The organism is Pyrobaculum islandicum DSM 4184, from assembly GCF_000015205.1.
GTDB lineage: Archaea > Thermoproteota > Thermoprotei > Thermoproteales > Thermoproteaceae > Pyrobaculum > Pyrobaculum islandicum.
Genome location: NC_008701.1, coordinates 1,515,296 through 1,538,785, shown reverse-complemented (window position 1 = coordinate 1,538,785; position 23,490 = coordinate 1,515,296). Strand labels below are relative to the sequence as shown.

Annotated in this window: 31 protein-coding genes and 1 pseudogene; 19 read left to right on the top strand and 13 right to left on the bottom strand. The window is 42.1% G+C overall.

Annotated elements, in window-relative coordinates; all coding sequences use genetic code 11:
* Nucleotides 1–6: 6 nt before the first annotated feature.
* Entirely contained in the window at nt 7–339 is a 333-nt protein-coding gene (gene rpl12p / locus PISL_RS08715; protein ID WP_011763425.1) for a 50S ribosomal protein P1, read from the top strand.
* Here rpl12p and PISL_RS08710 read toward each other — a convergent pair.
* Nucleotides 328–1,014, bottom strand: coding sequence for a DUF2208 family protein (locus tag PISL_RS08710; protein WP_053240472.1), 687 nt, complete (start codon nt 1,012–1,014; stop codon nt 328–330). The genes rpl12p and PISL_RS08710 overlap by 12 nt on opposite strands.
* A 46-nt stretch (nt 1,015–1,060) precedes the next feature.
* Between PISL_RS08710 and PISL_RS08705 the strand changes: the two genes are divergently transcribed.
* The 3 genes from PISL_RS08705 to PISL_RS08695 are packed head-to-tail and all read left to right on the top strand — an operon-like array spanning nt 1,061 to nt 3,670.
* Nucleotides 1,061–1,633 carry a hypothetical protein gene (locus PISL_RS08705; protein WP_011763423.1) on the top strand — a complete coding sequence of 191 codons (573 nt, stop codon included), beginning with the start codon at nt 1,061–1,063 and terminating at the stop codon, nt 1,631–1,633.
* A gap of 40 nt (nt 1,634–1,673) precedes the next feature.
* On the top strand, nt 1,674–3,182 hold the full coding sequence (locus tag PISL_RS08700) for a site-2 protease family protein (RefSeq protein WP_053240471.1): 1,509 nt from the start codon (nt 1,674–1,676) through the stop codon (nt 3,180–3,182).
* Nucleotides 3,179–3,670, top strand: coding sequence for a hypothetical protein (locus tag PISL_RS08695; RefSeq protein ID WP_011763421.1), 492 nt, complete (start codon nt 3,179–3,181; stop codon nt 3,668–3,670). Before PISL_RS08700 ends, PISL_RS08695 begins: the two co-directional genes overlap by 4 nt.
* On the opposite strand, the gene PISL_RS08690 is transcribed toward PISL_RS08695, so the two are convergent.
* The gene (locus PISL_RS08690) at nt 3,639–4,994 is read right to left on the bottom strand and encodes a RuvB-like helicase (protein ID WP_011763420.1); all 1,356 of its coding nucleotides are present in this window, start codon (nt 4,992–4,994) and stop codon (nt 3,639–3,641) included. The genes PISL_RS08695 and PISL_RS08690 overlap by 32 nt on opposite strands.
* A 55-nt stretch (nt 4,995–5,049) precedes the next feature.
* Between PISL_RS08690 and PISL_RS08685 the strand changes: the two genes are divergently transcribed.
* Both PISL_RS08685 and PISL_RS08680 read left to right on the top strand, forming a co-directional pair.
* A complete protein-coding gene (locus PISL_RS08685) occupies nt 5,050–5,613 on the top strand; it encodes a DUF4443 domain-containing protein (RefSeq protein ID WP_245218377.1) in 564 nt (187 codons plus the stop codon).
* Nucleotides 5,614–5,831: 218 nt separating this feature from the next.
* On the top strand, nt 5,832–7,061 hold the full coding sequence (locus PISL_RS08680; protein WP_011763418.1) for a citrate synthase/methylcitrate synthase: 1,230 nt from the start codon (nt 5,832–5,834) through the stop codon (nt 7,059–7,061).
* Between the two features lie 3 nt (nt 7,062–7,064).
* Here PISL_RS08680 and PISL_RS08675 read toward each other — a convergent pair whose 3' ends face one another.
* Nucleotides 7,065–8,369: an NAD(P)-dependent malic enzyme gene (locus tag PISL_RS08675; RefSeq protein WP_011763417.1), complete on the bottom strand. Its 1,305-nt coding sequence runs from the start codon at nt 8,367–8,369 to the stop codon at nt 7,065–7,067.
* Between the two features lie 43 nt (nt 8,370–8,412).
* On the opposite strand from PISL_RS08675, the gene PISL_RS08670 reads away from it, so the two are divergent.
* A complete protein-coding gene (locus tag PISL_RS08670) occupies nt 8,413–8,814 on the top strand; it encodes a hypothetical protein (RefSeq protein ID WP_167827681.1) in 402 nt (133 codons plus the stop codon).
* A 100-nt stretch (nt 8,815–8,914) separates the two neighbouring features.
* On the opposite strand, the gene PISL_RS08665 is transcribed toward PISL_RS08670, so the two are convergent.
* From PISL_RS08665 to PISL_RS08650, 4 genes are read right to left on the bottom strand one after another with little or no spacing between them, the layout of a single operon-like run.
* A complete protein-coding gene (locus PISL_RS08665) occupies nt 8,915–9,943 on the bottom strand; it encodes a sn-glycerol-1-phosphate dehydrogenase (protein ID WP_011763415.1) in 1,029 nt (342 codons plus the stop codon).
* Nucleotides 9,930–10,484, bottom strand: a complete 555-nt coding sequence (locus tag PISL_RS08660) for a DJ-1/PfpI family protein (RefSeq protein WP_011763414.1) — start codon at nt 10,482–10,484, stop codon at nt 9,930–9,932. The genes PISL_RS08665 and PISL_RS08660 overlap by 14 nt, the downstream gene beginning before the upstream one ends.
* A gap of 22 nt (nt 10,485–10,506) precedes the next feature.
* A complete protein-coding gene (locus PISL_RS08655) occupies nt 10,507–11,103 on the bottom strand; it encodes an adenylate kinase (protein ID WP_011763413.1) in 597 nt (198 codons plus the stop codon).
* Nucleotides 11,100–11,765, bottom strand: a complete 666-nt coding sequence (locus PISL_RS08650) for an orotidine 5'-phosphate decarboxylase / HUMPS family protein (RefSeq protein WP_011763412.1) — start codon at nt 11,763–11,765, stop codon at nt 11,100–11,102. The genes PISL_RS08655 and PISL_RS08650 overlap by 4 nt, the downstream gene beginning before the upstream one ends.
* Nucleotides 11,766–11,817: 52 nt before the next feature.
* Between PISL_RS08650 and PISL_RS08645 the strand changes: the two genes are divergently transcribed.
* The 5 genes and pseudogenes from PISL_RS08645 (at nt 11,818) to PISL_RS08635 (ending at nt 13,831) form a co-directional block, all read left to right on the top strand.
* A complete protein-coding gene (locus PISL_RS08645) occupies nt 11,818–12,261 on the top strand; it encodes an archease (RefSeq protein WP_011763411.1) in 444 nt (147 codons plus the stop codon).
* Nucleotides 12,262–12,264: 3 nt separating this feature from the next.
* Nucleotides 12,265–12,660, top strand: a complete 396-nt coding sequence (locus PISL_RS08640; RefSeq protein ID WP_011763410.1) for an aminoacyl-tRNA deacylase — start codon at nt 12,265–12,267, stop codon at nt 12,658–12,660.
* A 457-nt stretch (nt 12,661–13,117) separates the two neighbouring features.
* On the top strand, nt 13,118–13,252 hold the full coding sequence (locus PISL_RS11585; RefSeq protein WP_280531763.1) for a hypothetical protein: 135 nt from the start codon (nt 13,118–13,120) through the stop codon (nt 13,250–13,252).
* A gap of 16 nt (nt 13,253–13,268) precedes the next feature.
* Nucleotides 13,269–13,430, top strand: a pseudogene (locus tag PISL_RS11435) (zinc ribbon domain-containing protein); the annotation flags it as partial.
* A 122-nt stretch (nt 13,431–13,552) separates the two neighbouring features.
* A complete protein-coding gene (locus PISL_RS08635) occupies nt 13,553–13,831 on the top strand; it encodes a hypothetical protein (protein ID WP_011763409.1) in 279 nt (92 codons plus the stop codon).
* A gap of 129 nt (nt 13,832–13,960) precedes the next feature.
* On the opposite strand, the gene PISL_RS11430 is transcribed toward PISL_RS08635, so the two are convergent.
* Both PISL_RS11430 and PISL_RS11425 read right to left on the bottom strand, forming a co-directional pair.
* Complete coding sequence (locus PISL_RS11430; protein ID WP_245218376.1) at nt 13,961–14,128, bottom strand: hypothetical protein; 168 nt, start codon at nt 14,126–14,128, stop codon at nt 13,961–13,963.
* Between the two features lie 5 nt (nt 14,129–14,133).
* Nucleotides 14,134–14,280, bottom strand: coding sequence for a hypothetical protein (locus PISL_RS11425; RefSeq protein ID WP_245218375.1), 147 nt, complete (start codon nt 14,278–14,280; stop codon nt 14,134–14,136).
* A gap of 208 nt (nt 14,281–14,488) precedes the next feature.
* Between PISL_RS11425 and PISL_RS08625 the strand changes: the two genes are divergently transcribed.
* Nucleotides 14,489–14,713, top strand: coding sequence for a hypothetical protein (locus tag PISL_RS08625; RefSeq protein ID WP_053240470.1), 225 nt, complete (start codon nt 14,489–14,491; stop codon nt 14,711–14,713).
* Here the strand turns inward: PISL_RS08625 and PISL_RS08620 are convergent.
* Together PISL_RS08620 and pheT are read right to left on the bottom strand one after the other, a co-directional pair.
* On the bottom strand, nt 14,710–15,072 hold the full coding sequence (locus PISL_RS08620) for a hypothetical protein (protein WP_011763406.1): 363 nt from the start codon (nt 15,070–15,072) through the stop codon (nt 14,710–14,712). The genes PISL_RS08625 and PISL_RS08620 overlap by 4 nt on opposite strands.
* Nucleotides 15,073–15,092: 20 nt before the next feature.
* Nucleotides 15,093–16,649 (bottom strand): phenylalanine--tRNA ligase subunit beta, encoded by a 1,557-nt coding sequence (pheT, locus tag PISL_RS08615; RefSeq protein WP_011763405.1) that lies wholly within the window; start codon nt 16,647–16,649, stop codon nt 15,093–15,095.
* 47 nt (nt 16,650–16,696) lie between these two features.
* Here pheT and PISL_RS08610 point away from each other — a divergent pair, with 47 nt between their 5' ends.
* Nucleotides 16,697–17,002, top strand: a complete 306-nt coding sequence (locus PISL_RS08610) for a hypothetical protein (protein WP_011763404.1) — start codon at nt 16,697–16,699, stop codon at nt 17,000–17,002.
* Here PISL_RS08610 and PISL_RS08605 read toward each other — a convergent pair.
* Nucleotides 16,968–17,567 carry a hypothetical protein gene (locus PISL_RS08605; RefSeq protein ID WP_011763403.1) on the bottom strand — a complete coding sequence of 200 codons (600 nt, stop codon included), beginning with the start codon at nt 17,565–17,567 and terminating at the stop codon, nt 16,968–16,970. The genes PISL_RS08610 and PISL_RS08605 overlap by 35 nt on opposite strands.
* 46 nt (nt 17,568–17,613) lie before the next feature.
* On the opposite strand from PISL_RS08605, the gene PISL_RS08600 reads away from it, so the two are divergent.
* The 3 genes from PISL_RS08600 (at nt 17,614) to PISL_RS08590 (ending at nt 20,054) form a co-directional block, all read left to right on the top strand.
* The gene (locus PISL_RS08600) at nt 17,614–18,573 is read left to right on the top strand and encodes a DNA cytosine methyltransferase (protein ID WP_011763402.1); all 960 of its coding nucleotides are present in this window, start codon (nt 17,614–17,616) and stop codon (nt 18,571–18,573) included.
* Nucleotides 18,566–19,429, top strand: coding sequence for an NMD3-related protein (locus PISL_RS08595; protein WP_011763401.1), 864 nt, complete (start codon nt 18,566–18,568; stop codon nt 19,427–19,429). Before PISL_RS08600 ends, PISL_RS08595 begins: the two co-directional genes overlap by 8 nt.
* Nucleotides 19,430–19,580: 151 nt before the next feature.
* Nucleotides 19,581–20,054, top strand: a complete 474-nt coding sequence (locus tag PISL_RS08590) for a GNAT family N-acetyltransferase (protein ID WP_011763400.1) — start codon at nt 19,581–19,583, stop codon at nt 20,052–20,054.
* Between the two features lies 1 nt (nt 20,055).
* Here the strand turns inward: PISL_RS08590 and PISL_RS08585 are convergent, their stop codons facing one another.
* Nucleotides 20,056–21,372 carry an NADP-dependent isocitrate dehydrogenase gene (locus PISL_RS08585; RefSeq protein ID WP_011763399.1) on the bottom strand — a complete coding sequence of 439 codons (1,317 nt, stop codon included), beginning with the start codon at nt 21,370–21,372 and terminating at the stop codon, nt 20,056–20,058.
* A gap of 47 nt (nt 21,373–21,419) precedes the next feature.
* On the opposite strand from PISL_RS08585, the gene PISL_RS08580 reads away from it, so the two are divergent.
* Together PISL_RS08580 and PISL_RS08575 are read left to right on the top strand one after the other, a co-directional pair.
* Nucleotides 21,420–22,094 carry an enoyl-CoA hydratase/isomerase family protein gene (locus PISL_RS08580; RefSeq protein WP_011763398.1) on the top strand — a complete coding sequence of 225 codons (675 nt, stop codon included), beginning with the start codon at nt 21,420–21,422 and terminating at the stop codon, nt 22,092–22,094.
* A 230-nt stretch (nt 22,095–22,324) separates the two neighbouring features.
* A complete protein-coding gene (locus PISL_RS08575) occupies nt 22,325–23,488 on the top strand; it encodes a TGS domain-containing protein (RefSeq protein ID WP_011763397.1) in 1,164 nt (387 codons plus the stop codon).
* Nucleotides 23,489–23,490: the final 2 nt, after the last annotated feature.

Below are 23,490 nucleotides of genomic sequence, written 5' to 3'. Positions count from 1 at the left end.
TTTACCATGGAGTACATATATGGTGCCCTGTTGTTACACTATGCAAAACAAGAGATAAATGAAGAAAACTTGACTAAAGTATTACAAGCAGCTGGCATAACGCCAGATGAGGTAAGAATTAAGACTCTCGTGGCGGCTCTCAAAGAGATAAACATTGAAGAAGCCATAAAGTCTGCCGCCTTTGCGCCTATGGTAGCGGCGCCTTCCGTAGCAACTGCCGCCCCCGCAAGCGCCCCCTCGACTCCTGTTGCCAAAGCTGAGGAGAAGAAAAAGGAGGAGGAAGAGAAGAAGGGGCCGAGCGAGGAGGAAATCGCCGGATCTCTTGCCTCACTGTTTTAAAGGCTTTATAAGCTTAGACAAAATACTATCAAGCTCTTTTATATCTTTGTAATAGACTCTAAATATTTGGTTATTGAGCTTAAATTCTATAAATTTACGTTCTTCACTAATTCTATACTCGCTGACATAAAGCGGGGCTTTAAAGCCAAAAGTCTTGTCAATTACTATTCCAGTTTCGTATACTCTGAGACTTCTGACAATTCTTGGAACCATAGGCGGTTTGAATAAAGGTATTGAAACAATTGCGAAAAGACCGAAAAGAGTTACATAGCCTAGAAACCTCGCTATTGTAGTACCGATAAGTGGTCCTAGCGAGGATTCTACGACGTGGGGCACTACTGGAAAGAGGAGAGTAGCCAATATGATAAATATTGGGAGTGTTAGTAGTGGCATAAGAGATGCTTTTGTGAATTTTCTATACTCCTTATAGAGTTCTTTATCTTTTTCTATAAGTTTATTGATTTCTTTTTCATCTATTTCAATGATAGGCTTCCCCTTAGAGATTTCCTGTACCGTTGTCAACCCCCTTCTATAAGTCTTGTAGCTGAGCACTATTGATATTACAAAGAACAATATCAAGTATAATAATATTGCTTCAAAATAACTAGCCGGGAAGAATGTTAGTATTGCCGCAAAAATTAGAATTGACAAAATACTTATGATGGCACGCCTCATATACTGCGGAAGCGACATGATTTATAAACGTTAAACAACAAGGCATGTGGTTAAAATAACGGCATTATGTTCTGAATTTCCCGGATTTTTAGAGCCAAGTCATGGGTTTGGAGTGTTGATAAACGACAACGTTTTATTTGACAGCTGTAGCAGAGAAGCGGCATTTCGGTTTTTATTAAAGTATCAAGTTAGACCCATTGTGGGTATTGTCGGTGTGCCATCGAATCCGCATCATACCGGCGGCTTTGAGCTTTTTAACATCCCAATTATCCAGCCGTCTCGCGACCTTATGTTAAAAATTCGTGGCGTTGGTCACAAAATTTACAACGGGGGTCGCGAGAATGTGTTACATATTAACGACGTGATTATAACGCCTTGTGGTCTCTATACCATACCATATCATAAGCTTTCACAGAGAGGTTTAAAGGTCAGGTGTATAGTGGGAGGTCTCGGGGGGTCTGCAAAAAATCCCTATCTTCTGCATAGAATAGTAGCGGAGTTAAGACTACTGGGAGTTAGATGTATAGTAGCACTGCATACAGCACCTCAGTTGTTAAAGGAATTGGAAAGGAAATTTAACTTGTATAAAGTCGGCGCAGGCTCCACAATAGAGGTATAGTCGGGTTTTCAGTATATATATGTCACAACTCTTAATACGTGTGGATCCGCTAATTGTGCTCCTAGCGAGTTGGTTTTTTGTTGTCGGAGTCGTATATCTACTTAATAAGCAAGCAGTAAAGTATTTCATAGCTATATATTGGAAGAGTGAAGGACTTGTAAGATATATACGACTATTTGCTGAAAAATTGAGCTTTATACCTCTTAGGGCTTACCTCATAGCGACGTTACTGTTATTCTTAATGCCGGTGTTCTTCATATTGCCGATTGTGAGACCAGACGGCCAAATTCAGATACTACAAGGTTTTATCTATATGTTGATAGGCGGCACTCTAAGCGCTGTCCAAACACTTATTAAGGGGGGTCAAATAAGTGAGGCAGCGACACATGCCGCAGGTGTAACACCAATTGTGCCAGGCGTAACTCTCCCGTGGGATCAACTTCCCTATTTAGCGGTGGCTATTGTAGTTGCTGTCTTATCTCACGAACTTATGCACGGCTATGCGGCATTAAGATATGGGATACCTCTGAAATCTGTGGGCGTTTTCTCTTTAGTCTACATATTCAGCGGGGCGTTTGTAGAACCTGACGAAGAGAGTTTCAAAAAAGCCGGCACTGATGCAAAAGTTGCCGTTTTAGCCAGCGGCGTGGCTGCAAACGTGGTATTAGCAATAGCGGCCATGTTGTTAGGCTTGGTGGGAGCATCGGCAGGTTTGCAAGGAGCTGTCTTTGGCGTTCAAGCGCTTGGAATACAACCCGGCGACAGGGTTTTAGAAATGCACGGATGTGGTTTTAATGAAAGGGTATACACCCCCGATGACTTTCTAATAAAAGTAAATACTCTAGCCGGCATGGGACCTCTCCTTGGCGTAAACAAGACTATTAAATGTAAGCCAGGAGATAAGGTGGTTCTAGTGGTGGGTAGGTGGTTTGATAAATATGAAGTCGTAGTTGACTATTCAAACTTTACAACAACGCCTAAGATAATATGGCTTTACACAGATGGCTCATTATATAAAGGAGGAATTAGGGCGGGAGATGTTATAAAAAGAATCGAGGGGTGCGGCGTGGTCGAAGAAATTAGGTGGAGTGGACAACTAATAACATCTCTACAAGAGATAAAATTCAGATGTAAACCTGGCGACGTGATAAGAGTCGTAGTGGAAAGGAATACTACCCAAATAGCCTTTAATATAACACTAGTAGAGAGAGAAGGCGTAATATTCTTCGGATTAGGGCTTGGTAGTCTGCCTCTGTGGGGATACGACGAGGGTCCGATAAGAAGAGACCAGCTATATAACACAGATTTTGCAAGGTTAGTATTCTGGCTTGTAGTGGTTAACTACGGCCTTGCCGTATTAAACGCATTGCCTATATACCCGCTTGACGGCGGCCAACTTGTCGCCGCAGTGGTCCAGAGAAAACTAGGCGAGAAAAACGGCAAGGCGTTAGTCAACATAGTTACATGGGCATTGGCGGCGATGTTAATTTTTAACGCAACTTTGGGTTTACTAGGGGAGCAGTATAGGATACTCCAATCGATTAAATGAGGTTTCTGGCTTTCACATTGTTAGTAGTTGTCTTGGTAATCTTATCTGCATTATCGCCTGTGGAGTATTTGATATCAGATGCGTTAAGGCCTCCGCCAAACAAGATCTTAACTAATGAGGGGGTTAAAGCGATTAATAGTATACCCATTTGGCTCTACTTCTGGAGAATAACTGTGGTGTTAACAGTATTGTTTTTCTCGGCTGTAGTGGCTACGTTCTTTTTGAAGCCAAATATTAGAGTTCGGTGGACGTTAGCCGTACTGTCTATTCTCATAGCGGTATTTCACTACTTGACGCTTCTCTTTACATCATCTCCTCCCGGCTCTGGGGTATCTATATATCCGTTGTTTTATATAATCTCGGTAAAGGAGGCTTCTCAGATATACTTAGACATAGGTCAGTTGTTAATTCTATACGCGGTTTACAACATCTACTTGGCTAAACAAAAGAGAAAAGCTACTTCAAGAATTTCTCTTCTAAAGACTTGACATATTCAACAGATTCTTTTACAGATATAAAGTGTTTTCTTACGTATTCTATCTCTTCAGGGCCTACTGCGGATTTCCCCCTCTCTTTTGCTAGTATATAGGCCGGGATTAACAATTGGAGCGCGTATCTCAGAGAGTGTTCAACGCCTACAGAAGTCAGAAGTTTGAGTGCATCTTCTGTCAGTGAGATGTTTTGTTCACGGGCTTTTATATTTATGATTTCTCTAATTTCCTCTGCGGTGTAGGGCCTTGTGCGGATAATTACAAGTCTATCAAGCATATCCTGTGGAATTCCATGTGGCGCCTCTATGTCTGTACCTCTTATTTTTGCAAATCCTCTGTTTGTCGCCATTATAATAATAGGTGCAAACTCTGTCTCCATGGCTCTGGTAAGGAAGGAGAACGCCTCAATGTCCAATAGGTGTGCATCATCTATAAACAAGACTCCGGGCACTAGCTCCGCCTTGCCTTCTTCAATTGTTTTTTTCACGATTTCATCTGTTTGTCTCCTCACTTCGTCTGGTATTTCTCTAACTTCTTCTGCAAAGCCGAATATCATAGCTGATATAATGCCCCTCTGTCTAGCCAGAGACATATCTACGTCGTGGAGAGTGAAAAATCTCACAATCTCCTTCTCCTTGTAAACGGGTCCCCTTGGTAGTTCTATTCTTCTCCTGACAGCTATATCGTATTGTTCTCCACTTTCGCCTCTGCCTGCTACAGTGACAGTTCCCGTCTCTTCGTCAATCATAATTATATCACCTTCCTCGACTTCAAGCTCAATAAGTTGTTGTGCTATCTCTGCAGGCACGCGTAATGTCTTTTCATCGTCTCTAGTACGTAGTTTTATCGTGGCGCCCAGTACCCTTTGTAAATAGGGGTTATACGGGTGGCGCCCGTACCTAAATTCTATGCTTCTCACCTCTCCCTCGTAGACTTTTCTCCATTCTCTTACTCTAATGCCAATAGCTCTTCTCAAAGCCCTCATTAGAAATTCCGACTTCTTGACCTCTAGTGAGTATATCTCACCAGCTGATATAGCCACAAAGGGGGTCTCTGAGCCCAACTCTCTGGCAATACCTAACGCCAATGCTGTCTTACCCGTGCCGGGCGGTCCCACGATTAAAACGCCTTTGCCTGCAAACTTGCCCTCTTTAATCATTTTAACAACGATATATGCGGCTTCTCTCGCTTCTGTCTGGCCTACAAATCCGTCTGCAATAAATTCCACTTTGCCATCTCTCACACCTAATCCCCTTATATGGCTGTGGGCCGCAAATCGTTCAACACGTGGTTTAACTTCTTCGATTTTAATAGTTGACATAACACCACTATTATATCCTATTTAAAAATTTTTAAGCTTATTGATATACTAAGGTGTGAAGAGGAGCAAAGAGGTGGTTTATCTCCAGATGCTCGCTGTATTGAAAAATTCTAACACTCCACGGGGTAGGAAGAACCTAGCTGAGGAGCTTAAAATCGGCGAAGGTGTCGTAAGAGCTTTGTTAGAAGGCGGCAGAGAACTAAGTCATATCATTGTGATGAGAGGGGGAGTTAAGATAACAGAGAGCGGCGCATCTTTTCTAAGGGAGGCTCTGAGCCTTTGTCGTATTAGAGATATATTCGTAGTAGAAGAGGCAAGAGAAGTATTGTGTGGTAAGAGGTGTATCGCATATGTGGTCGATGAATATGTAAATGACGTCTTAGGTCTACGCGATGATCTCGTGAGACGTGGTGCATGTGGGGCATTAATAATCGTGGAAAAAGACGGTAAGTTGAAAATTCCGCCTACCGAAGATTCTCTCGAAAGGTATAGCATAGCGTTAGCTAAAACGCTTGGGGCATACAGTAGCCAAGGTACAACGTTTGTCGTTGTATGTGGTGAAACCTTTTCAGATGCATTAGGTCTAATAGAGCTAAAATGTTCAAAATTCATTTCTTAAAATTTTATCACTTATATAATTTATATCTATGAAAACTGTATTTAATTTAAATCTCAGAGTGTTAGGTTTTTAAATTTATTTTTATCTATAACAACTAGTGATGATAGGAACCCGGCGGACATGTGACTGTCGGCATCCTATCTGATACTTATTTTGGCAAATTTATTTGCTCGGATAGTCATACAAAAACAAAATTTAGAAGTCTAAAATCCCATTATATGAGTGAGCAAACTGTACAAATAAAAACTGCTGGAAAAATACTACAATCGCCATGTGGTCCAATAATCCATGGCTTAGAGGATGTTTTGATAAAATCTACTTCCATAAGTGATATTGACGGAGAAAAAGGTATTCTATGGTACAGGGGGTATAGAATAGAAGATTTAGCACGCCATTCAACATATGAAGAGGTTGCCTACCTCATCCTCTATGGGAAGCTTCCGAATAAAAAAGAGCTTGAGGATTTTACTAACAGACTTAAAACATACAGAGACTTAAACTCGGCAACCATAGAAATTATCAAAAACCTCTCTAAGGCGCATCCAATGTTCGCAATCGAGTCCGCAGTGGCTGCAGAGGGGGCTTTCGATGAGGATAACTTAAAACTTGCAGAGGCTCTCAAAGTGGGAAGATATAAAGCAGAGGAGAAAGAGCTTGCCTATAGAGTTGCTGAAAAACTTATAGCAAAAATGCCGACGATCGTCGCATATCATTACAGATTCTCCCGTGGTCTTGACATAATCAGACCAAGGCGCGATTTATCTCATGCCGCCAACTTCCTCTATATGATGTTCGGCAAAGATCCGGACCCTCTTGCTACAAAGGGTATAGAGCTCTACTTAATCTTACATGCCGATCATGAAGTGCCGGCGAGTACTTTTACCGCGCATGTTGTAGCATCTACACTTAGCGACATGTATTCTGCTGTTGCTGCTGCAGTGGCTGCGTTAAAAGGACCTTTACATGGCGGGGCTAACGAAATGGCTGTAAGAGGATACCTAGAGATAGGAGATCCCTCAAAAGCTAAGGAGGTTGTTGAAGCGGCTACTAAGCCAGGCGGGCCAAAGCTAATGGGTGTAGGTCATAGGGTTTATAAGGCATATGATCCAAGGGCTAAAATATTCAAGGAGTTCAGCAGAGAGTATGTCACAAAGTTTGGAGACCCGAAGAAAATATTTGCCGTAGCTAGCGCAATCGAGCAAGAGATTCTTAATCACCCATACTTCCAGCAGAGGAGACTATTTCCAAATGTAGATTTCTGGTCTGGCATAGCGTTCTACTACATGGGGATACCATATGAGTACTTTACCCCAATATTTGCAGTCTCGAGGGTTGTAGGTTGGGTGGCCCATATATTAGAGTACTGGGAGAATAATAGGATATTTAGGCCGCGTGCATGCTACGTAGGACCTCACGACTTACAGTACATACCAATAGAACAAAGATAAAAATTAATCTATAATTCTTTCCTTCATTAATATTTCAACTGTTTTTATACTTCTTTCAATTATAGAACGGGCTATCTCTAGCTCCTCTTTATAAGATCTTGGTATTCTTGCGACTTTTTGCGCAGAAGCCATTGCGGCGACGGCAGCCGCCTCTCTGACATACACCTCCCACTCGGTCATCTTAGGTATTATGTAATCTTCGCTTATTCCCCTCTCTTCTGCATATTTTGCCACCTCCTCAGCTGCTGCTATTAACATCTCATCTGTTATAGTGGTTGCCCGCACATCTAGGGCACCTCTGAACACTGCCGGAAATATTAAAGAGTTATTCACTTGGTTTGGAAAATCGCTTCTACCGGTAGCCACAATTCTGGCGCCTGCCTCTTTTGCCTCCCAAGGCCAAATCTCGGGAACTGGATTTGCTAGTGCAAAGACTATTGCATCTTTATTCATCGTAGCGATCCACTCCTTCTTAATAACGCCTGGGCCTGGCCTAGACGCAGCTATGACAACGTCCACGCCCTTTATGGCTTCAGGGATTCCACCTTTACGTCTCTCCGCATTAGTTTCTATGGCGTATTTATACTTCCACGGATTTTCTATCATCATTTTGTCTATATCTTCGCGCTCGGGATGCAAAATGCCTCTGCTATCGACTAGGATAAGATTGCCAGGTTTAGCTCCGTACTTAATTAATATCCTAGCTGTATATATGTTAGAAGCCCCCGCGCCTATTAGAGCGATTGTGACATCGCTAATTTTTTTGCCGACTAGCTTAAGAGCATTTATTAAAGCAGCAAGCGTGGCAGTAGCCGTACCTTGTTGGTCGTCGTGCCACACTGGTATTTTTAGTTCTTCTCTAAGTTTGTCAAGAAGATAAAAACACTTAGGCGACTCTATATCTTCCAAGTTTATCCCTCCCAGCGCCGGCTCTAGGGCTTTCGCTACAAATATAAACTCGTCTGGAGTCTTTACCCGGATGGGAATCGGTATCGCATCTACGCCGCCTAAGTATTTAAAAATAAGCGCCTTGCCCTCCATAACCGGGTACGCAGCTTCTGGACCTATATTACCAAGTCCTAACACTCTGGTACCGTCTGTTATAACACCTACGATATTCCACCTAGATGTTAACTCAAAAGCTAGCTCTTGATTTATAGATATTTGTCTAGAGACCTCAGCAATACCTGGCGTGTAATAAATGGCGAAATCTTCCAGCGATCTTATTGGAACTTTAGGCATTACGGAGATCTTACCGCCATATTTTCTATGAATGTCGACTGCAAGTCGATACCATTTTTCTGTCACAAACGTAATAAGAAGAGATATATAATTAAATTTTTCGAATACTGTGAGAAATGAAAACATGAGAAATTATGTACATATAAAAGTATACAGAAGCAAAAATAAAAAGTATATTGTAATAAGAAATACAAAGTATAAAAAATCTATTATAATATCTCTTCCTCTAAGCAGGGCAGATAAATTTATTACTAAAATACTAAATAATATAGATAAAGTGAAAAAAGTGAGAATTGTGGGAATTAAGGGGACAAAGATAAAAATTAATGAAAAACTAGAAGGGCCAGGGTGGCTTTATTTTCCTAAACACAGCCTAGTGGTAGGCGTTGTGTTTATAGGCGAAATTGGTATAGTAGCTACGTCGGCGATACCTTCTACAGTTGCGCTTTTTATACCGCTATATTTGCCTCTTGTTCCTTTATTTGACGCTGAAATAAAAGACTTCTACTGATATAAATATCAGGGTTATCAGAACTCTCGGCGCGCTCACCTTATCGCTCCGGAAACCTCTCAATCACCAAGCTTGTCGTAATATCTGTTTTTTATTTTTTCTAAGCTAGCTCCGTGGCCTCAATGGCTCTTCTTGCGGCATCTTTGCTTAAACCATCACCGAGAATAGTATATCTATCGGGACGTAACGTGTGTGCAACGACTAAGGCCTCTATAGCTAAGTCGTAGTCTATTCCGGCCTCTCTTAATGTAGTGGGGAGTCCTACAAGTTTTGCTATCTTCTTTACACGACGCCAGTTTATCCCATGTAAATATGCCATAATGATAGTCCCCAGGGCGACAAGCTCCCCATGTATTGCATCTCCGCCACTCTCTTCAAGCCTTATTTCTATGGCGTGTGCAAAAAGGTGTTCAGAGCCGCTACAAGGTCGCGAAGAACCTGCTATGCCCATCGCTACTCCGCATCCAATGAGCGCTTTGACAAGCACTCTAACATCTTCCTCGCGTACAAAGTTTTTTATCCTCGCGGCGTTTGCCACAACGATCCTATAGCTTGTGAGAGAAAGATGAGACGCATATTCGCTATACTCCTCTCCCTTTAATCTATGTGCAAGTTTCCAATCTCTCACGGCGATTATTTTACCAAGCAAATCTCCAACCCCTGCCTTTAATAGACGTGAGGGTGCGTTTAGAATTATGGATGTGTCCGCAACTATCGCGATAGGAGATGCCATAATTTTTCCATATTTTATCATCTTTTGGGCTAGGGTGTATGATACATATGGCGAAGCTATACCATCGTGGCTCGCGGAGGTTGGAACAATAACCAACGGCTTCTTATGTACATAGGAATAAACCTTAGCCATGTCTATAGGTCTTCCGCCCCCAACACCGAGGACTAGGTCAAATCCGGATTTTTCTATGTCTATGTAATCGTATCTCAAAACTTCCACCGAACGATCTGTAAGCATATCTGCAATAGTCTTTGCGTATTGGAGAGTTACAGATCTGCCAGTGATTATTAAGATCTTTGAAGCCTTTTGACTAGCGACAATTTGGTGTATTTTTGAAATCGCGCCTGGTCCAAAGATTACGGTACGTGGTATCTCAAAACTTTCAAGTTGCTTCACGGAATGCACCTAAAAACTCTTTTTCTCCTATTGTAGTAATATCTTTAACAGTTATGATATTTTTATCTTTTACAATATTTTCATTTATAAAGTTTACACCATTCTCTTTGAGAATTTTTACCAACTCAGTAGTGGGATACACCGTGGCGTTTCTGCCCTTAAGTAGGCCAAGTTGAGCCAGATAGGCGGGTACGGCGAGAGGCGCGACTAGCAGTTTCCCATTTTTAGAAAAGCTCTCTACCATAGTATTGAGCACGTTTAAATCTATATTTAGGTCCCAAATCTTCAGCGGCGGTCTCTTTCTTAAGACATAATAATAAATCTTATAGCCGCCTACAAGCGCCAATAAGTCGAACTCTTCAGCAAGTCTATCCACACTTTCCTTTGCTATATTCATTAAGTCTATATCGTAATTTGCATTGACATCGCGAGAGCCTATCGCGGTTTTAGTAGTAAAACCGGCTTTTGCTATAAAATTTTTTAGCGTGGAATATTCTTCCCTCTTTGTTATATCTATAATATATATCAGCGCATTAGGCATGCATCTCTCAACGGGAGGTTATTTAAGACTTCTGCTGCCTTGCTCTGAGTATTAGATTTACTATGTATTCGGCAGCTATTTCGGCATGTTCAAATGGTCTACTTTGGGGCTTCCCTCTAAAACTGAGTATATGTACGGCGCTCTCGCCGGCATTCGCTGCAGCGAAGGCATAGTATCTATTAGCCAACTGGTGCATTTCAACCTCCTCTTCGGTCTCTACATCTCTGAACCTCTCTGGGTCCTTCTTACGTCTTTCAATTATGTCCTTAGGATCATATTCTATTAGCAAAATAACATCTGGTTTAAGTTTCGTAATTACTCTATCTGGAAGACCTGGGTAATAACCCCCCGAGATTTTGATTGACGCATGGGTATCTATGATGACATCTCCGGCTAACGACGCAATATATTCTGCTGCCTCCTCCTGAACTTTTCTGTATTCATCAATTGGGATTTTCTTTCTCATTTCATCTCTATGTTGTATTCCAAATCTTTTCTTTGCGATTTCTAACATAACGTCGCCGTAGTTTACTATCTGTACATCTGGAAGTTTCTGTTTTACAAAGTTCATTATTGTAGTTTTTCCACTACCCGGAAGTGCGACAAGTACAATCTTCATAAACTCTCTGATTTAGCTTGTTTTAAAATATTATTCATAGTTATAAATTTAGACAAAGGCAAAGGATCATTTACTATAGCTCTTCCAACAATTATAACATCAACTAACTTTCTGCTAGATATTATAAATCTAATTTCTTGTTCTGTAATGCCTCCAGCAATACCAACACCGACACCTTCTGTTTTTAGCTTATATGCGCTGTAGAGCAAGTCTTCAAATTTTAGCCCGGTCTTTCTCTGCACATCTACGCCAACGTGAAATATAAAGAGGTCGGGTGTAACTGTCTTCATAATTTCACGAGCTCGCTCTAAAGCGTTAGGTAATCCGATTAGATCTACGGCCGTCTTTAGGCCTAAAGCCCTTCCTTCTTTGATAAAATCCTCGATAGTCTCTATATTTGTCGCGCCAAGTACAGTAGCCCAATCTGCGCCGAATTCCTTAGCAAGCCGTGCCTCCAGCGCTCCAACGTCTGCCGTTTTTAAGTCGGCTACAACTTCGGCTTTGGGACATGCGGCTTTAAGAGCGCTAACAGTTGATAATCCGTACAGTTTTATAAGCGGCGTGCCTGCCTCCACGATCTCGAGACCGACATTACAGAGCTCCCTTGTTAACTCTATAGCTTTTCGCAAATCGGTAAGATCAAGGGCAACCTGCAGTTTCATAGGGTATTTTGTCTTAAAACGATTTTAAAAAGGTAGAGCTTGTGGTTTATACATGAAGTGTGGCAAGCCTGTTGATTATAGATATGGCGAGCATACAGCCGATGTCTTAATACAAGCATATGGATGTACTCTAGAGGAGGCGTTTAAAAACGCGGCAATCGCGCTGGCAGAATTGACCTATCACACGGAAAAAGTAGAGCCTAGATACGCAAAGGAGATCACGATAGATTATAACGACTTAGAAGGCCTATTATTCAGGTGGATAGACGAGCTGTTATTTCTCTTTGATACGGAGAAATTTGCCATAAGCCGTGAAATCGTGTTAAACTTGGGAAAAAATGACGTCTATTACATAAAGGCCGTGTTATATGGAGAGCCTTATGACATAGAGAAGCATGGATTTACTGGACTTATAGTTAAGGCTATGACATTCCACATGATGGAAATAAGACAAATAGATGACTATTGGATGTTACAATACGTTGTAGACGTCTAGGTCATGAGACTTGAAGAGTTTGGCGAGGTCATAAGGTTGCAAACTCCCGTGCGCACAGTAAGAGAGGCCGCACAAGCGATTGGAGTAAGCGAGGATAAAATTGTAAAGACTATAGTTGTTTACTGCAACGGTGAATTCAGAGCATATGTAATACGTGGAACTAAAAGACTTAATACCAAATTGTTAGGTTGCCGCCTTGCTACACCTGACGAGGTATTTACAGCCACTGGCTACTCTGTGGGAGGCGTACCACCGGTTTTAAACATCCCAGTATATATAGACAGAGAGCTACTTAGAGAAGACTATGTTTATGGAGGCGGAGGCGACGAATACTCTCTCCTAAAGTTTAAACCCATAGAACTAGTAAAAAGAGGTTTTGTAACACCTATCGAACTATGACTTCCGCAAACTCAGAGAGGACTGTCTGTAAAAGCGGAACTAGACGTTCTCAATATTAGACTCATCTTGTTGTTCAATGAGATAGCATATAACCCCCTTTGTTAGACTGGCCTTCTCTGGGGGCTCGGGGTGCGTCTGCGGATGTGGGCGTGGGGGTCTGGCCGTGTCCGGGCGGACGGGGGCTTGGCGGAGTCTGCTCCTAGGCTGGTTTACGAGTTTAAAAGTGTGATGGTCGCCGGAGTAGAAAAAGTGAGCTGTTTGGTCTTCTGGAGGAGTTCCCATATCTTTTTTGGCCTAGAACAATAGAATCGGAGAAAACCACACTACTGACAAATATCGGCGGGACGGCTGGATGTAGACTATATCTGTCTCTTTCACCCCGTCACCTTGGGAACGCCCCCAACAACCTAGTCTTTCTCCCCCACGCCGCATACGTCCAGCCTACAAGACGCTGAAAGTGGAGATACCGCGGCAGTTGGTAGAGGAGAGGCCAGACGTACTAAACCTAGCTACAAGGATAAACCTAGCGGTGGAGGAGTACATCACAAGATTGCCCAAGGAAATCACGAGACAAGGTCCACACCCACATTAGCTAATTGGGCAAGCTCCGTGAGATCGTAAAACTGGCGATGGAGCATAAAGCCGCAATTGTGGTAGACACGATGGAAGACAAAAGCTATTGAGAACTCAGGGAGGGGAACGGAGGCGGCGTGAAGAAACACTTCCTAGACGGCCTTGGGCGGTTGCGGAGAAAGTTGAAAGAGTTGGCATAGCGGTACGGACTGCCGTATCTAGAGGAGCAGCTTTACGACACAGTCTGTCCAAAGCGAATCTCAAAAAGAGCATATAATCAGCGTTTACAAGGGATTAATATACGCAAAAAACTTGTGCTATGACGTTATTTTATGACTTCTTGTGGGAAGCTGTTAGACGCCCTAGGATTATTATAGAATACGCCAACCAAATAGGCATAAACCTACCCCCACCCCCTGAGGACTTTTACATGCGCTTAGAGTATGTGGCTAAGGCGGCAAAGTTAATTTTAGAGATCGAGAGAGACGATAGCGTATTTTGGAGAAGTAGGTGTATAGACGCTAAAAGGTTCTATATAGAGGCTTCACAAGACCTAAGAGAGATGGGTATTGTCCTCGAAGACTTCAACCTCTGTTAAATTACTTCAATATCTTCTTTCATCTGTTCGGCAAATCTTTTTTTATCGCTACCTATGAGCTTTAGCAGGAACTTAAACATGTATAAGACCTAGCCGTCTTAATATTGTTGCTACGGATAATTTATGATATTAAATCGTTATCCGTCTGCCGTCTGTCCCTACGCCTAGGGACTTTCTCCTCGCCCACGCCTTCATGGGCATCCAGGATACCTCGGGCGTGGGGTCATTGGGCATGGGGCCGGGCGGCACGCGGCCCTCCTTAAGTACCTCCAGAGCTCGTTTTTCGATGTTTATCACGGCTGCTACGTCCCTCCCCTTTCCCACCCGCAACGCCGGTAGAGGAGAGACCTCGGGGCAGAGCCCCTCACGAGCCCCCCACACCGCGGGTGGGTTGAGGAAGTTCCTCTCGGGTCGAGACGTGAAGCCTCAACCCAAAGAGGTATGTACATATCTCCCATATCCACTTTGTTTTATATCTTTGAGCGCCTTTACACACGTCGCCGAGCTTTATAAAATAAGTAACCCCTTTGTGGCGTCGGCCCTCCGGGGCTGCCTTGAGTCTCTTGGGGCTTGAAGAAGGTGGGAACAGATTTTTGTATAGCTGATGACTTACGTAAATTATGTATAGCTAATTTTAAACCAGCAGAAAAGGTGTATATGGGCTTGGTCTATGTCGATACCGTAAATACATGTCCACGTTGTGGTGGTGTTTTAGAGCTTGTAGAAGATGATAGGTTCATATGGTTTGGATGCCGGCGGTGTATGAGGTATGTAAAGAGAGAAAAGAGAGAAGTGACTAAACGATATGTGGACTACGTAAAGAGGAAGTTCGACTGGAGAGGCATGATGAATGAACTCTACGAACTCTATCTAAAGTCTTAACTTTCTCCTATCTTGTATTCTCTTCCATGTCTGACAATCTTTATCTCGGTTTTTACAGGCACTTTAAAACCAGCTCTTAGCAATAGCTCATATAGTTCGTAATCGGCTAGTTCTCTAATGATGCCTTGGAGGTGAAGTTCAGCTATTTTTCTAAATATCGCAACGACATGAGGCTTGTAGAGTGTTAATGCGTTGTCTATAATCTCGGCGGCTCGCTCGCCTGTTGTAATACTTTTTACAATTCTTATAGCCTCCTCGTCTGTTAAGATTCTCTTAGGATGTTGCGTACTTTCTCTAATCTTGCTTTTGGCAAGTTCAAGTGCTTTTCTCCTAATTATAACATCTATGTCGTCAGACATACCCCCAGTATACACATCCACTATTTAATGTTTTCAAGTCTCAACACTCCTACGACGGTAGGGAGCGTATGTCTTAGTTTTAGTAGTAGTCCTGGATTTACCTCTGCAATATATCCAACTACATCGCCTCTTATACTCGCCGCTCTATTTGGAATCCCCCATTCTAATGACGTTTCCGATATTTGACAGGTAAAACCTAAGCGATTACATAGTGTTTTAATTACAGAGAGCCCGTCGGTTAAAGTTACGCCGTCTCGACTCAATAAAAATGTCGCATCTCTCCAAGTTCTGCCATTTTCTACAACGTCACCTACTTCGAATAGTTTTATCTCTTTTCTTCTCATTGTCGAGGCAGTTACGATTAATTGCGTGATCATGGAACACCTCACATAACCATATAGCTCTGAGATAGGGTTAATGATGTGAGCAGGCTTGCATATATTGGCAATGGAGCTGTCTGTCAACACGTAGTTATTCACCTCCACGAAACCCATTGATAGTAGTATCCTTCGCACCTCTTCTGTTAACACCTCAGTTATATGACGCTTTCCGCTTGTCGAAATTTTAGGCGCTTCTCTTGGGAAGTTATTATAACCTAACATAATTGCCACCTCTTCTGCAACATCAACCCAAGATAACATATTTATCCTATATGGAGGCGCTAGAACTCCCCCCTCTTGGTAACTAAGGCGGGCTTTTTCCACGAGTTTTACGAAGTCTTGTATACTAAGTCTAATGCCTAACAGGTCGTTGATATTCTCTAAGTCAACGACAATTCTGTGGTATGTATGTCTGTATGCATGTCCTCCTGTAATTATCTCCACGGTCTTCGTGGAACTACGTTCTAAGAGCGCATAAATTAATATTGACATTACGTTGTTTATAGCGCGTAAGTCTGTACCTGTGACATCTATCAAGACGTCATGTGTATCTTCGGTGATTTTACAACACTCGGAACCTAATACTGGTATTATGACCATAATCTGTCCCGCGCTGTCGACTAATGCAGGTGGCCGTTCTTTGTTTATAAGGGTCGAATACTTAATGCCTTGTTCTGTAAGTTTATACATCTCCGATATCTTCACCGGCTTATCAAATCCCAGGGGTACGTATTCATCCTCCTGGCTAACTCTTTTGTAATATATTGGCGGCTTTATCTTCGAGATATCATAGAAACCAATTGCAAATCTCCTTCTCCCTCTCCCGTAAGTGTCGTGTAGCTTTTCCTGTAGCTGTATGAGTTGTCTTATAGCTTCATTGTCTAGCTTAACTCCACGGACTACGGCCATGGATATGTAGGGCCTCTCTTCGATGTACTCGGCCTTAAGTTCTATAGAAGACTGTAATAACGTTATACGCGGCAACCCGACTTCAACTTCGGCAATACCCTTGAGCGTTCTCGCCAAGCCCTCTACAGAGAAATGATCTGGGCGATCATGAGATACCTCTAGCCTAACCTTCTCGCCGACGTCCTCCTCTATTTCACACTTTACGTACTCCAACAGTTTGGCGGCCTCCTCAAATTTTATGTTGGCGAGTCTTTCCAAGTCGAATTTGGCTATTTCTATAATCGGCACGTTCTATAAAAAATCCAATCTATTTAAAGAGAGGTCTAAAGCTATACATGCGGCAGAAGGTAGAAGAGTACTTTAGAGAACTGGAGGAAAAGATAGATAAAGAGATAGAAGCATTTACCGTGGAATGGAGACAATATGAGGCTTTTGCCCAAATACAGCTGAGAGAGGGGTTCTATACGTTTATAATATTTTCATGGTCTGATGAAGAAGATTGTGTTATAGAATATATGATTGGCGATGAAAATGCCGTGATACAGCCAAACCATTTAGATAAGTTAGAGGTTGCAGTAGGTATAATTAAGTTGGCGCACGAATTAGCTACGCAGAAGTTTGCTTGTTTACAACGCTCTTAACTCTCTCCCGTAGTACTCTCATTAAGGTTTCATCGTCTTTGTCTTCGTTTGGATACACAAAGACTTCCTCTTCTGGCACAACTTTTCCATTTTTTTCAACAAAATATATGAGTCTCAGAGGGTAGTTATAGCCTGCTTTCCTATATATCATACGCATTATTTTCGTGGCCAGAGACCACTCTGACTTGATTTTCCACTCGCCACTCCTTATAATATGAGATTTCAGTTCTATGAGCTCTTTTCTCCCATCGTCATATTTCACTATAAAATCCGTCTGCGCGGTTATGACAACATCGTCTATGCGAAGTGTAACAGGTGGTGCTGGCTCTATTTCTACCACCCTTTTTGCCCACGGCATAAGTTTCAACAGTTTACTAAAGGCGCCGCTATGTGGCTCGCCGTAGTTTTCTATAAAGGTGCGTATTGCAACTACAGCATCTTTTGCTTTTATTAACGCGAGAACTGCTTTTTCAAACGCTTTGCCATAGCGTGAGCTTAACACATCGGGTTTTTCCAATTTAACTATGTCACTAATACGCATTTTTAACAGCTTGGAAAAACCCATAAAACCTAGGGACTGTGTATATAAATAAATTACTCACTATAAACCGGTGTACAATGTTGCCGATATTTTCTCTGGTGCTGGTGGATTTGGGTTAGGGTTCAGAAAGGCGGGTTTTAAGATAAAGGTAGCAGTTGAAATAGATAGAGACGCCGCCCGCACCTACAGCGCAAACCATCAAAATACGGTCGTTCTCCAGGAAGATGTAGCAAATGTGGATTATAAAGACTTAGTTAAATACGGCGGGGAGATAAAAATCATTATCGGTAGCCCGCCTTGCGAGCCTTTTACAGCCGCAAACCCCAACAGGATGGAGGATCCAGCAGATAGGCTTTATGTAGATCCGGCCGGCCAGTTGACTTTAGAATTTATCAGATTAGTAGGAGAGTTAGGGCCCGAGGTTTTTGTAATGGAGAATGTCGCCGCGTTGGCGGAAGAGCCTTTGAAAAGCTACATTGAGAGAGAATTCAAAAGAGTGGGTTACCATGTGTATTTTAACATACTTCATGCAGAAGACTATGGAGTTCCCAGCCGGCGTCGTCGAGTCTTTATTTCAAACATAGAAATTAAGCCGCCGAAAACACGTCGGGTTACAGTTAGAGAAGCTATAGGAGATATGCCGCCTCCAGATAGCGGACAACTCCCAAATCACGAGACAGTGAGTCTCAGCCCCAAGAAACAACAGAGGATAACTAGGCTCAAGCCAGGCGAGGCCCTCATGAGATATAAAGGTGCCGTGGGATTCTATGAGAACTATATAAGACTCATATGGGATGATATAGCTCCTACAGTTATGGGCTCTAGACGATTTGTACACCCAGAGGAACATAGAATTCTAACTGTACGCGAACAAGCAAGACTCATGGGGTATCCAGACGACTATGTGTTCTATGGTTCAAAAGATGCACAATATAACCAAGTGGGAGAAAGCGTCCCCCCACCTCTAGCATACGTCATAGCGTTAGAGGTTAGAAAATTTTTAGAAAGACGTAATTACAGCCGTGGCTAAAGTACCTTGTCCTTACTGCGGCCGCCTTGTTGATAGACTAATTGAGGGCATGTGTGAGGAGTGTTATATAGAGAGACATCCCCTCATAAGTCTATTTGATAGTACGTTACTAAAGTGTAAATTCTGCGGGGCTATCTTCCTAAAGGGTAGATGGATAAAGACAGAAAAAGTAGAAAAGACAAACTTTTTTAGAAAAGTTCTTACTGAAAAGGGAGTTGTAAGGGGCTTAGTAGAGAACTTGGAAATATCTGAGAACAAAGAGGGTGTTACTATAACTGTGACCGTAAGGGGTTCTCCGCATCCGCATATACTCCCGCGGGCTTTAACATATAAGTTTTTTATAAAATATAACTATGATATTTGTAATTATTGTAAAGAAATTCTAAGTAAAAAAGAGGTTGCATTATTGCAGATACGTACAATACCAAGGGGATTAGATGAACAGCTTAAAAAGAAGATTTTAGCCATAATAGAACATGAACGGTTTAAACTAAGAGAGAAAAAAGTAGGCCATATAAGTAATATAGAGTTTATGGAAAACGGAATTGATATATACACGACTTCTATAAGTCTGGCACGTCATTTAACTTACGTATTACACAAAGAGTTTCCAAGTCATGTTATAGAGTCGGCAAAAGTTGTAGGTGTGAAAAATAGTAAAAAAGTATACCATATGACATATTCCCTACGTATTCTCACATATAAACCAGGCGATATAATAAGAATGGGAGACGAAGAATTAACCATTATACACATAAATAATAAGTTTATAAGTCTATATAATAAAAAAACTAAAAAAATTGAAAACGTAACTATTTCGAAATTTATAAATAGTAACATAGTCTTTATTGAATAGTATAAAAACTAAATGATATATTATTATGGATTTGTAATCTCATACAATCAATATTAAACTCTTATATTTTAATTATTCTATCTTTAAAACATATTTGCTCTTATTTTAGGCTTATTGCAAATATTTAAAAATATCACAAAATTCTCTCTATATGTATCCAACTCTAGTAATAAGACCTGCCACTAAAGAAGACCTTGATGCATTAGTACAGTTGGTCGTTAGGTTAAAGCGTCTTAATGCAGAATTCGACCCGCTGCTTGAGGTAGCTCCGGATATTGAACAAGCTACGAGAAAATATCTCGAAGATTCTATGGCTAGTCCCACATCGGTCTTACTTGTGGCTATAGAAGGATCCAAGGTTGTAGGCATGCTTAAGGGCGATGTGGAGGATAGGATTTTCTACAAGCCTAAATACGCAGGTGTAATAAAGGAGTTCTACATATTACCTGAGTATAGGAGAAGAGGCATTGGTAAGAGATTAATGATAGAGGGTATCGAACAGCTAAGGAGGAAAGGCGCTGAGATTATCATGGCATCATTTCCTGCGTTAAATGAAATTGCAATAAACTTCTATAAAAAGATGGGTTTTAGACCTGTGGAGTATATATTTGCGAAAGAAGTCTAATTTATAGACTTTTTATAATCTCTACCACTTTGTTTGCAAATTCTTGTGTGCCTAGTACCTCTTTAACTCTTTGTTTTCTTTCCTCTTCGTCTAACTGTCTCGCCAGATCGCCGGTGAAATAACCTTCCCTATACGCCGTCTCAATACCCTTTGTAATTAATTCAGCAGCTTCTCTCCAGCCAATAAATCTAAAGAGGAGCTCAAGTGCGAGAATTGTGGCAGTGGGATTGACATAGTTTTTGCCTCTATACTTTGGCGCAGTTCCATGTACAGGTTCCGCCATCATGCCCCAGTCGCCTACGTCTATCCCTGGTGCAACGCCTAGGCCGCCTACCAACCCCGCCGCCTCGTCAGATACGTAGTCACCGTTTAAATTTGGGGCAAGTATCACGTCGTATTCTCTTGTCCGTGTGAGGAGCTGTTGTAACATGTTGTCTGCTATCCTGTCATTCACCAAGATTTTGCCAGGCGGTACTTGGCCGCCGTATTGCGCAAGTTCGTCTTCAAACACTACATATTCTCTAAACTCATTTCTCGCTACTTCAAATGCCCACTCTTTAAAGGCGCCCTCCGTGTATTTCTGGATATTTCCTTTGTGCATCACAGTTACGACTCGTCTTTTGTTTTCTACTGCAAATTTCAGCGCTAGTCTTGCAATTCTCTGTGTCCCGAATTTACTTATAAGCTTTATGCCTATACCTGCGTCGTCTCTTAAATTTATACCAAATTCTTTCTTTAGATATTCCCTAAGCTTAGCCGCCTCTGGGCTGTTATAAGGCCATTCGATACCGGCATATACATCTTCGGTATTTTCTCTAAAAATCACTAGGTCAACTTCGGGTTTTTTAAGTGGTGATGGGAGACCGGGGAAGTACTTCACAGGTCTTATGTTCGCATATAGGTCAAACAATTGACGTAATGTGACATTAAGACTTCTGAAGCCTCCACCTACTGGAGTCTCTAATGGCGCCTTAAGAAAGACTCTTATTTTTTTAAGCACCTCTATGCTTTGCTCTGGCAGTCTACTCCCAAGTATTTTTTCTGCTTTTTCACCAACTAAAACTTCGTACCACACGACCTTTCTCGATTTGCCATACGCCTTTTCTACAGCGGCGTTTGCTACCTTAATTGCGGCGTAGGCTACTTCGGGGCCTATACCGTCGCCTTCTATATAGCCTATTATAACCTTGTCGGGAACCTTAAGTTGGCCTGGCCCTGTGTATTTTACATAGTCTCCCTCTGGTGGATCTACATATTTCCCGGCGTAGGGTACTAAATTCGGTATGTCTCGTTTGATTTTTTCAATATCTACGGACATAGGAGCGTTTGTATCACAGTTTAATATGCGTTGATTTAGACTATATTGTGGTAAGAATTGAGACAGTTGGTAAATATATCAAGGTGGTATTAACAGGCGAAAAGAGAAACGTCTTCTCGCTTGAGATGATAAACCAACTAATGAATGTAAGTTGTGATAGAGATGTCTTGGTAACTAATGAAGGGCCTGTGTTTTCCTCAGGTCTTGACCTCTCTATATTTTTACAAAATAAAGATGATGTCTTAGAGTATCTCTTTAAGATCCATAGATTCGTGAAGAAGATCCTTAGCTGTCCGGGCCGCGTGATTGCATATGTTACTGGGGATGTATACGGCTTTGGGGTAGAATTTCTATATTTTACTGACTACGTTATTGCCTCTAGCGAGAATATTAAGTTCTCATTGCAAGGCATAAACTTCGGGGTGTTTCCACCGTACACCATAGCTATAGGAAATCGACTATTTCCTATAGGATATCTGAAAGTTATGTTGAATAGAGAATTTTACACACGCGAAGCTCTTTCATTCGGAATAGTGTCTGAAATAGGCAGTCTAAGCATAGAGAAGTTATTTTCGCCGCCAGTTTATACACAAGAACATATAAAGCCTCGACGTTGGCTACTAGACGTAGTAGAGGAGGCTGTTCCGTATCTTTTCAAACTGGCGGAGATCGGTACACGCGAGGAAACTAGAGAACGTATTAGAAAGTTTCTAAGGCGTTGATATGACCGCGCTCCCTGCTCTGAAGGGCGGGGTTTCTTCTCGTCTACATCTTTGTCGGTAGCTAGGTTACCTCTGGCGGGAGGGGGGCACTCCACCACAACACCCGCCGACAACCCCGACAAGAGACAACGCCCAAACCCCTCTGCCATAACTATAAGCCGCTGGATATCCCCACCCTAAAGGACGAGACTTTCAGTTGTAAAACTAAAATTTCATACGCTTTTGTTGTTGTGCCCGCTAATTTGCCGGCGGAAGCTAAGGCTGCTTGGTTAAAAGTAATGGAGGCTAAAACTGTGGAGGAGAAAATTAGAGCTATGGAGGAGTTTCTGTCTACAGTACCCAAGCATAAGGGTACGGAGAAGTTAATTAAACACATTAGACGCAGACTTGCTGAGTTAAGAAGAGAGGCTGTGGAGAGACGAGAAAAGACACGTATATTACGTGGCGGTGGCCCCCGCCTCTATGTGGCTAAAGAAGGCGATTTACAAGTTGCTGTTATTGGTCCGCCTAGTTCAGGTAAGACGTCTCTCTTACGTTGTCTTACAAATACTACGCTAGAGCCAGATGACTTGCCCTTTTCAACGGCGGAACCTGTCCCCGCTATGTATATAGAAGACGGCGTCTATATACAACTTGTGAAAACGCCGAGTCTAGTGTTGAACGAACAAAGCGAGCTTAATACAATAACTCTGGCAACTGTGAGAAACGCAGACGCTGTTTTACTTGTCATAGGCGCGAATAGCGCAGTAGGCACATTGGAAAGGATCTTTAAGTTTTTTGAAGAAGAGGGCGTATATCTCTACCCCCCACGTAGTTACGTGAAAGTGGAGAGGCGGGGTCTTGGAGGGATTCAGATAGTTGGCCAGGGTCAGATAGTCGGCGGGACTTTAAACGATGTTAAAAAGCTCTTAAATGACTATGGGATTTATCATGCGGTGGTACATATAAGCGGATATGTAACACTAGATGACGTCGAAGAAGCGCTTTATATTGAAAAGCAATTCAAGCCGACAATAGCTATAGTTACCATGCCGGATTTATATAACCCAGGGGAGTTAGCGGCGTACTTTACTAAAAGCGGGGTGTTATATCACATAGCGAATCTGAGGACGTGTGATATAGATAGGAGAAGGTTATTAGAGGATCTTTTAAAGACCACGGGTAGAATCAGAGTATTTACAAAACCTATACATTCAAAGTCCTACGTAAGAAAGCCAATTGTAGTAAAAGCCGGCTCCACAGTAAAAGATGTTGCAGCTTTAATTCACTCTTCCCTAGTGGATACTTTTAAATACGCAGTTGTATGGAAGAGAGATACCTTTCCGCAGAGTCCCAAACGCGTGGGCCGCGATTACGTGCTTTCTGACAATGACGTTGTGGAGATTCACACTTAATA

Bases quoted from the DNA above. Each gene is read 5' to 3' on its own strand.
- PISL_RS08610 (WP_011763404.1), top strand. From the start codon at position 16,697: ATGCGGCAGAAGGTAGAAGAGTACTTTAGAGAACTGGAGGAAAAGATA.
- PISL_RS08655 (WP_011763413.1), bottom strand. From the start codon at position 11,103: ATGAAGATTGTACTTGTCGCACTTCCGGGTAGTGGAAAAACTACAATA.
- PISL_RS08625 (WP_053240470.1), top strand. From the start codon at position 14,489: ATGGGCTTGGTCTATGTCGATACCGTAAATACATGTCCACGTTGTGGT.
- PISL_RS08640 (WP_011763410.1), top strand. From the start codon at position 12,265: ATGAGACTTGAAGAGTTTGGCGAGGTCATAAGGTTGCAAACTCCCGTG.
- PISL_RS08605 (WP_011763403.1), bottom strand. From the start codon at position 17,567: ATGGGTTTTTCCAAGCTGTTAAAAATGCGTATTAGTGACATAGTTAAA.
- PISL_RS08650 (WP_011763412.1), bottom strand. From the start codon at position 11,765: ATGAAACTGCAGGTTGCCCTTGATCTTACCGATTTGCGAAAAGCTATA.
- PISL_RS08645 (WP_011763411.1), top strand. From the start codon at position 11,818: ATGAAGTGTGGCAAGCCTGTTGATTATAGATATGGCGAGCATACAGCC.
- PISL_RS08590 (WP_011763400.1), top strand. From the start codon at position 19,581: ATGTATCCAACTCTAGTAATAAGACCTGCCACTAAAGAAGACCTTGAT.
- rpl12p (WP_011763425.1), top strand. From the start codon at position 7: ATGGAGTACATATATGGTGCCCTGTTGTTACACTATGCAAAACAAGAG.
- PISL_RS08660 (WP_011763414.1), bottom strand. From the start codon at position 10,484: ATGCCTAATGCGCTGATATATATTATAGATATAACAAAGAGGGAAGAA.
- PISL_RS08585 (WP_011763399.1), bottom strand. From the start codon at position 21,372: ATGTCCGTAGATATTGAAAAAATCAAACGAGACATACCGAATTTAGTA.
- PISL_RS08695 (WP_011763421.1), top strand. From the start codon at position 3,179: ATGAGGTTTCTGGCTTTCACATTGTTAGTAGTTGTCTTGGTAATCTTA.
- PISL_RS11425 (WP_245218375.1), bottom strand. From the start codon at position 14,280: ATGTACATACCTCTTTGGGTTGAGGCTTCACGTCTCGACCCGAGAGGA.
- PISL_RS08620 (WP_011763406.1), bottom strand. From the start codon at position 15,072: ATGTCTGACGACATAGATGTTATAATTAGGAGAAAAGCACTTGAACTT.
- PISL_RS08680 (WP_011763418.1), top strand. From the start codon at position 5,832: ATGAGTGAGCAAACTGTACAAATAAAAACTGCTGGAAAAATACTACAA.
- PISL_RS08635 (WP_011763409.1), top strand. From the start codon at position 13,553: ATGACGTTATTTTATGACTTCTTGTGGGAAGCTGTTAGACGCCCTAGG.
- PISL_RS08710 (WP_053240472.1), bottom strand. From the start codon at position 1,014: ATGAGGCGTGCCATCATAAGTATTTTGTCAATTCTAATTTTTGCGGCA.
- PISL_RS08690 (WP_011763420.1), bottom strand. From the start codon at position 4,994: ATGTCAACTATTAAAATCGAAGAAGTTAAACCACGTGTTGAACGATTT.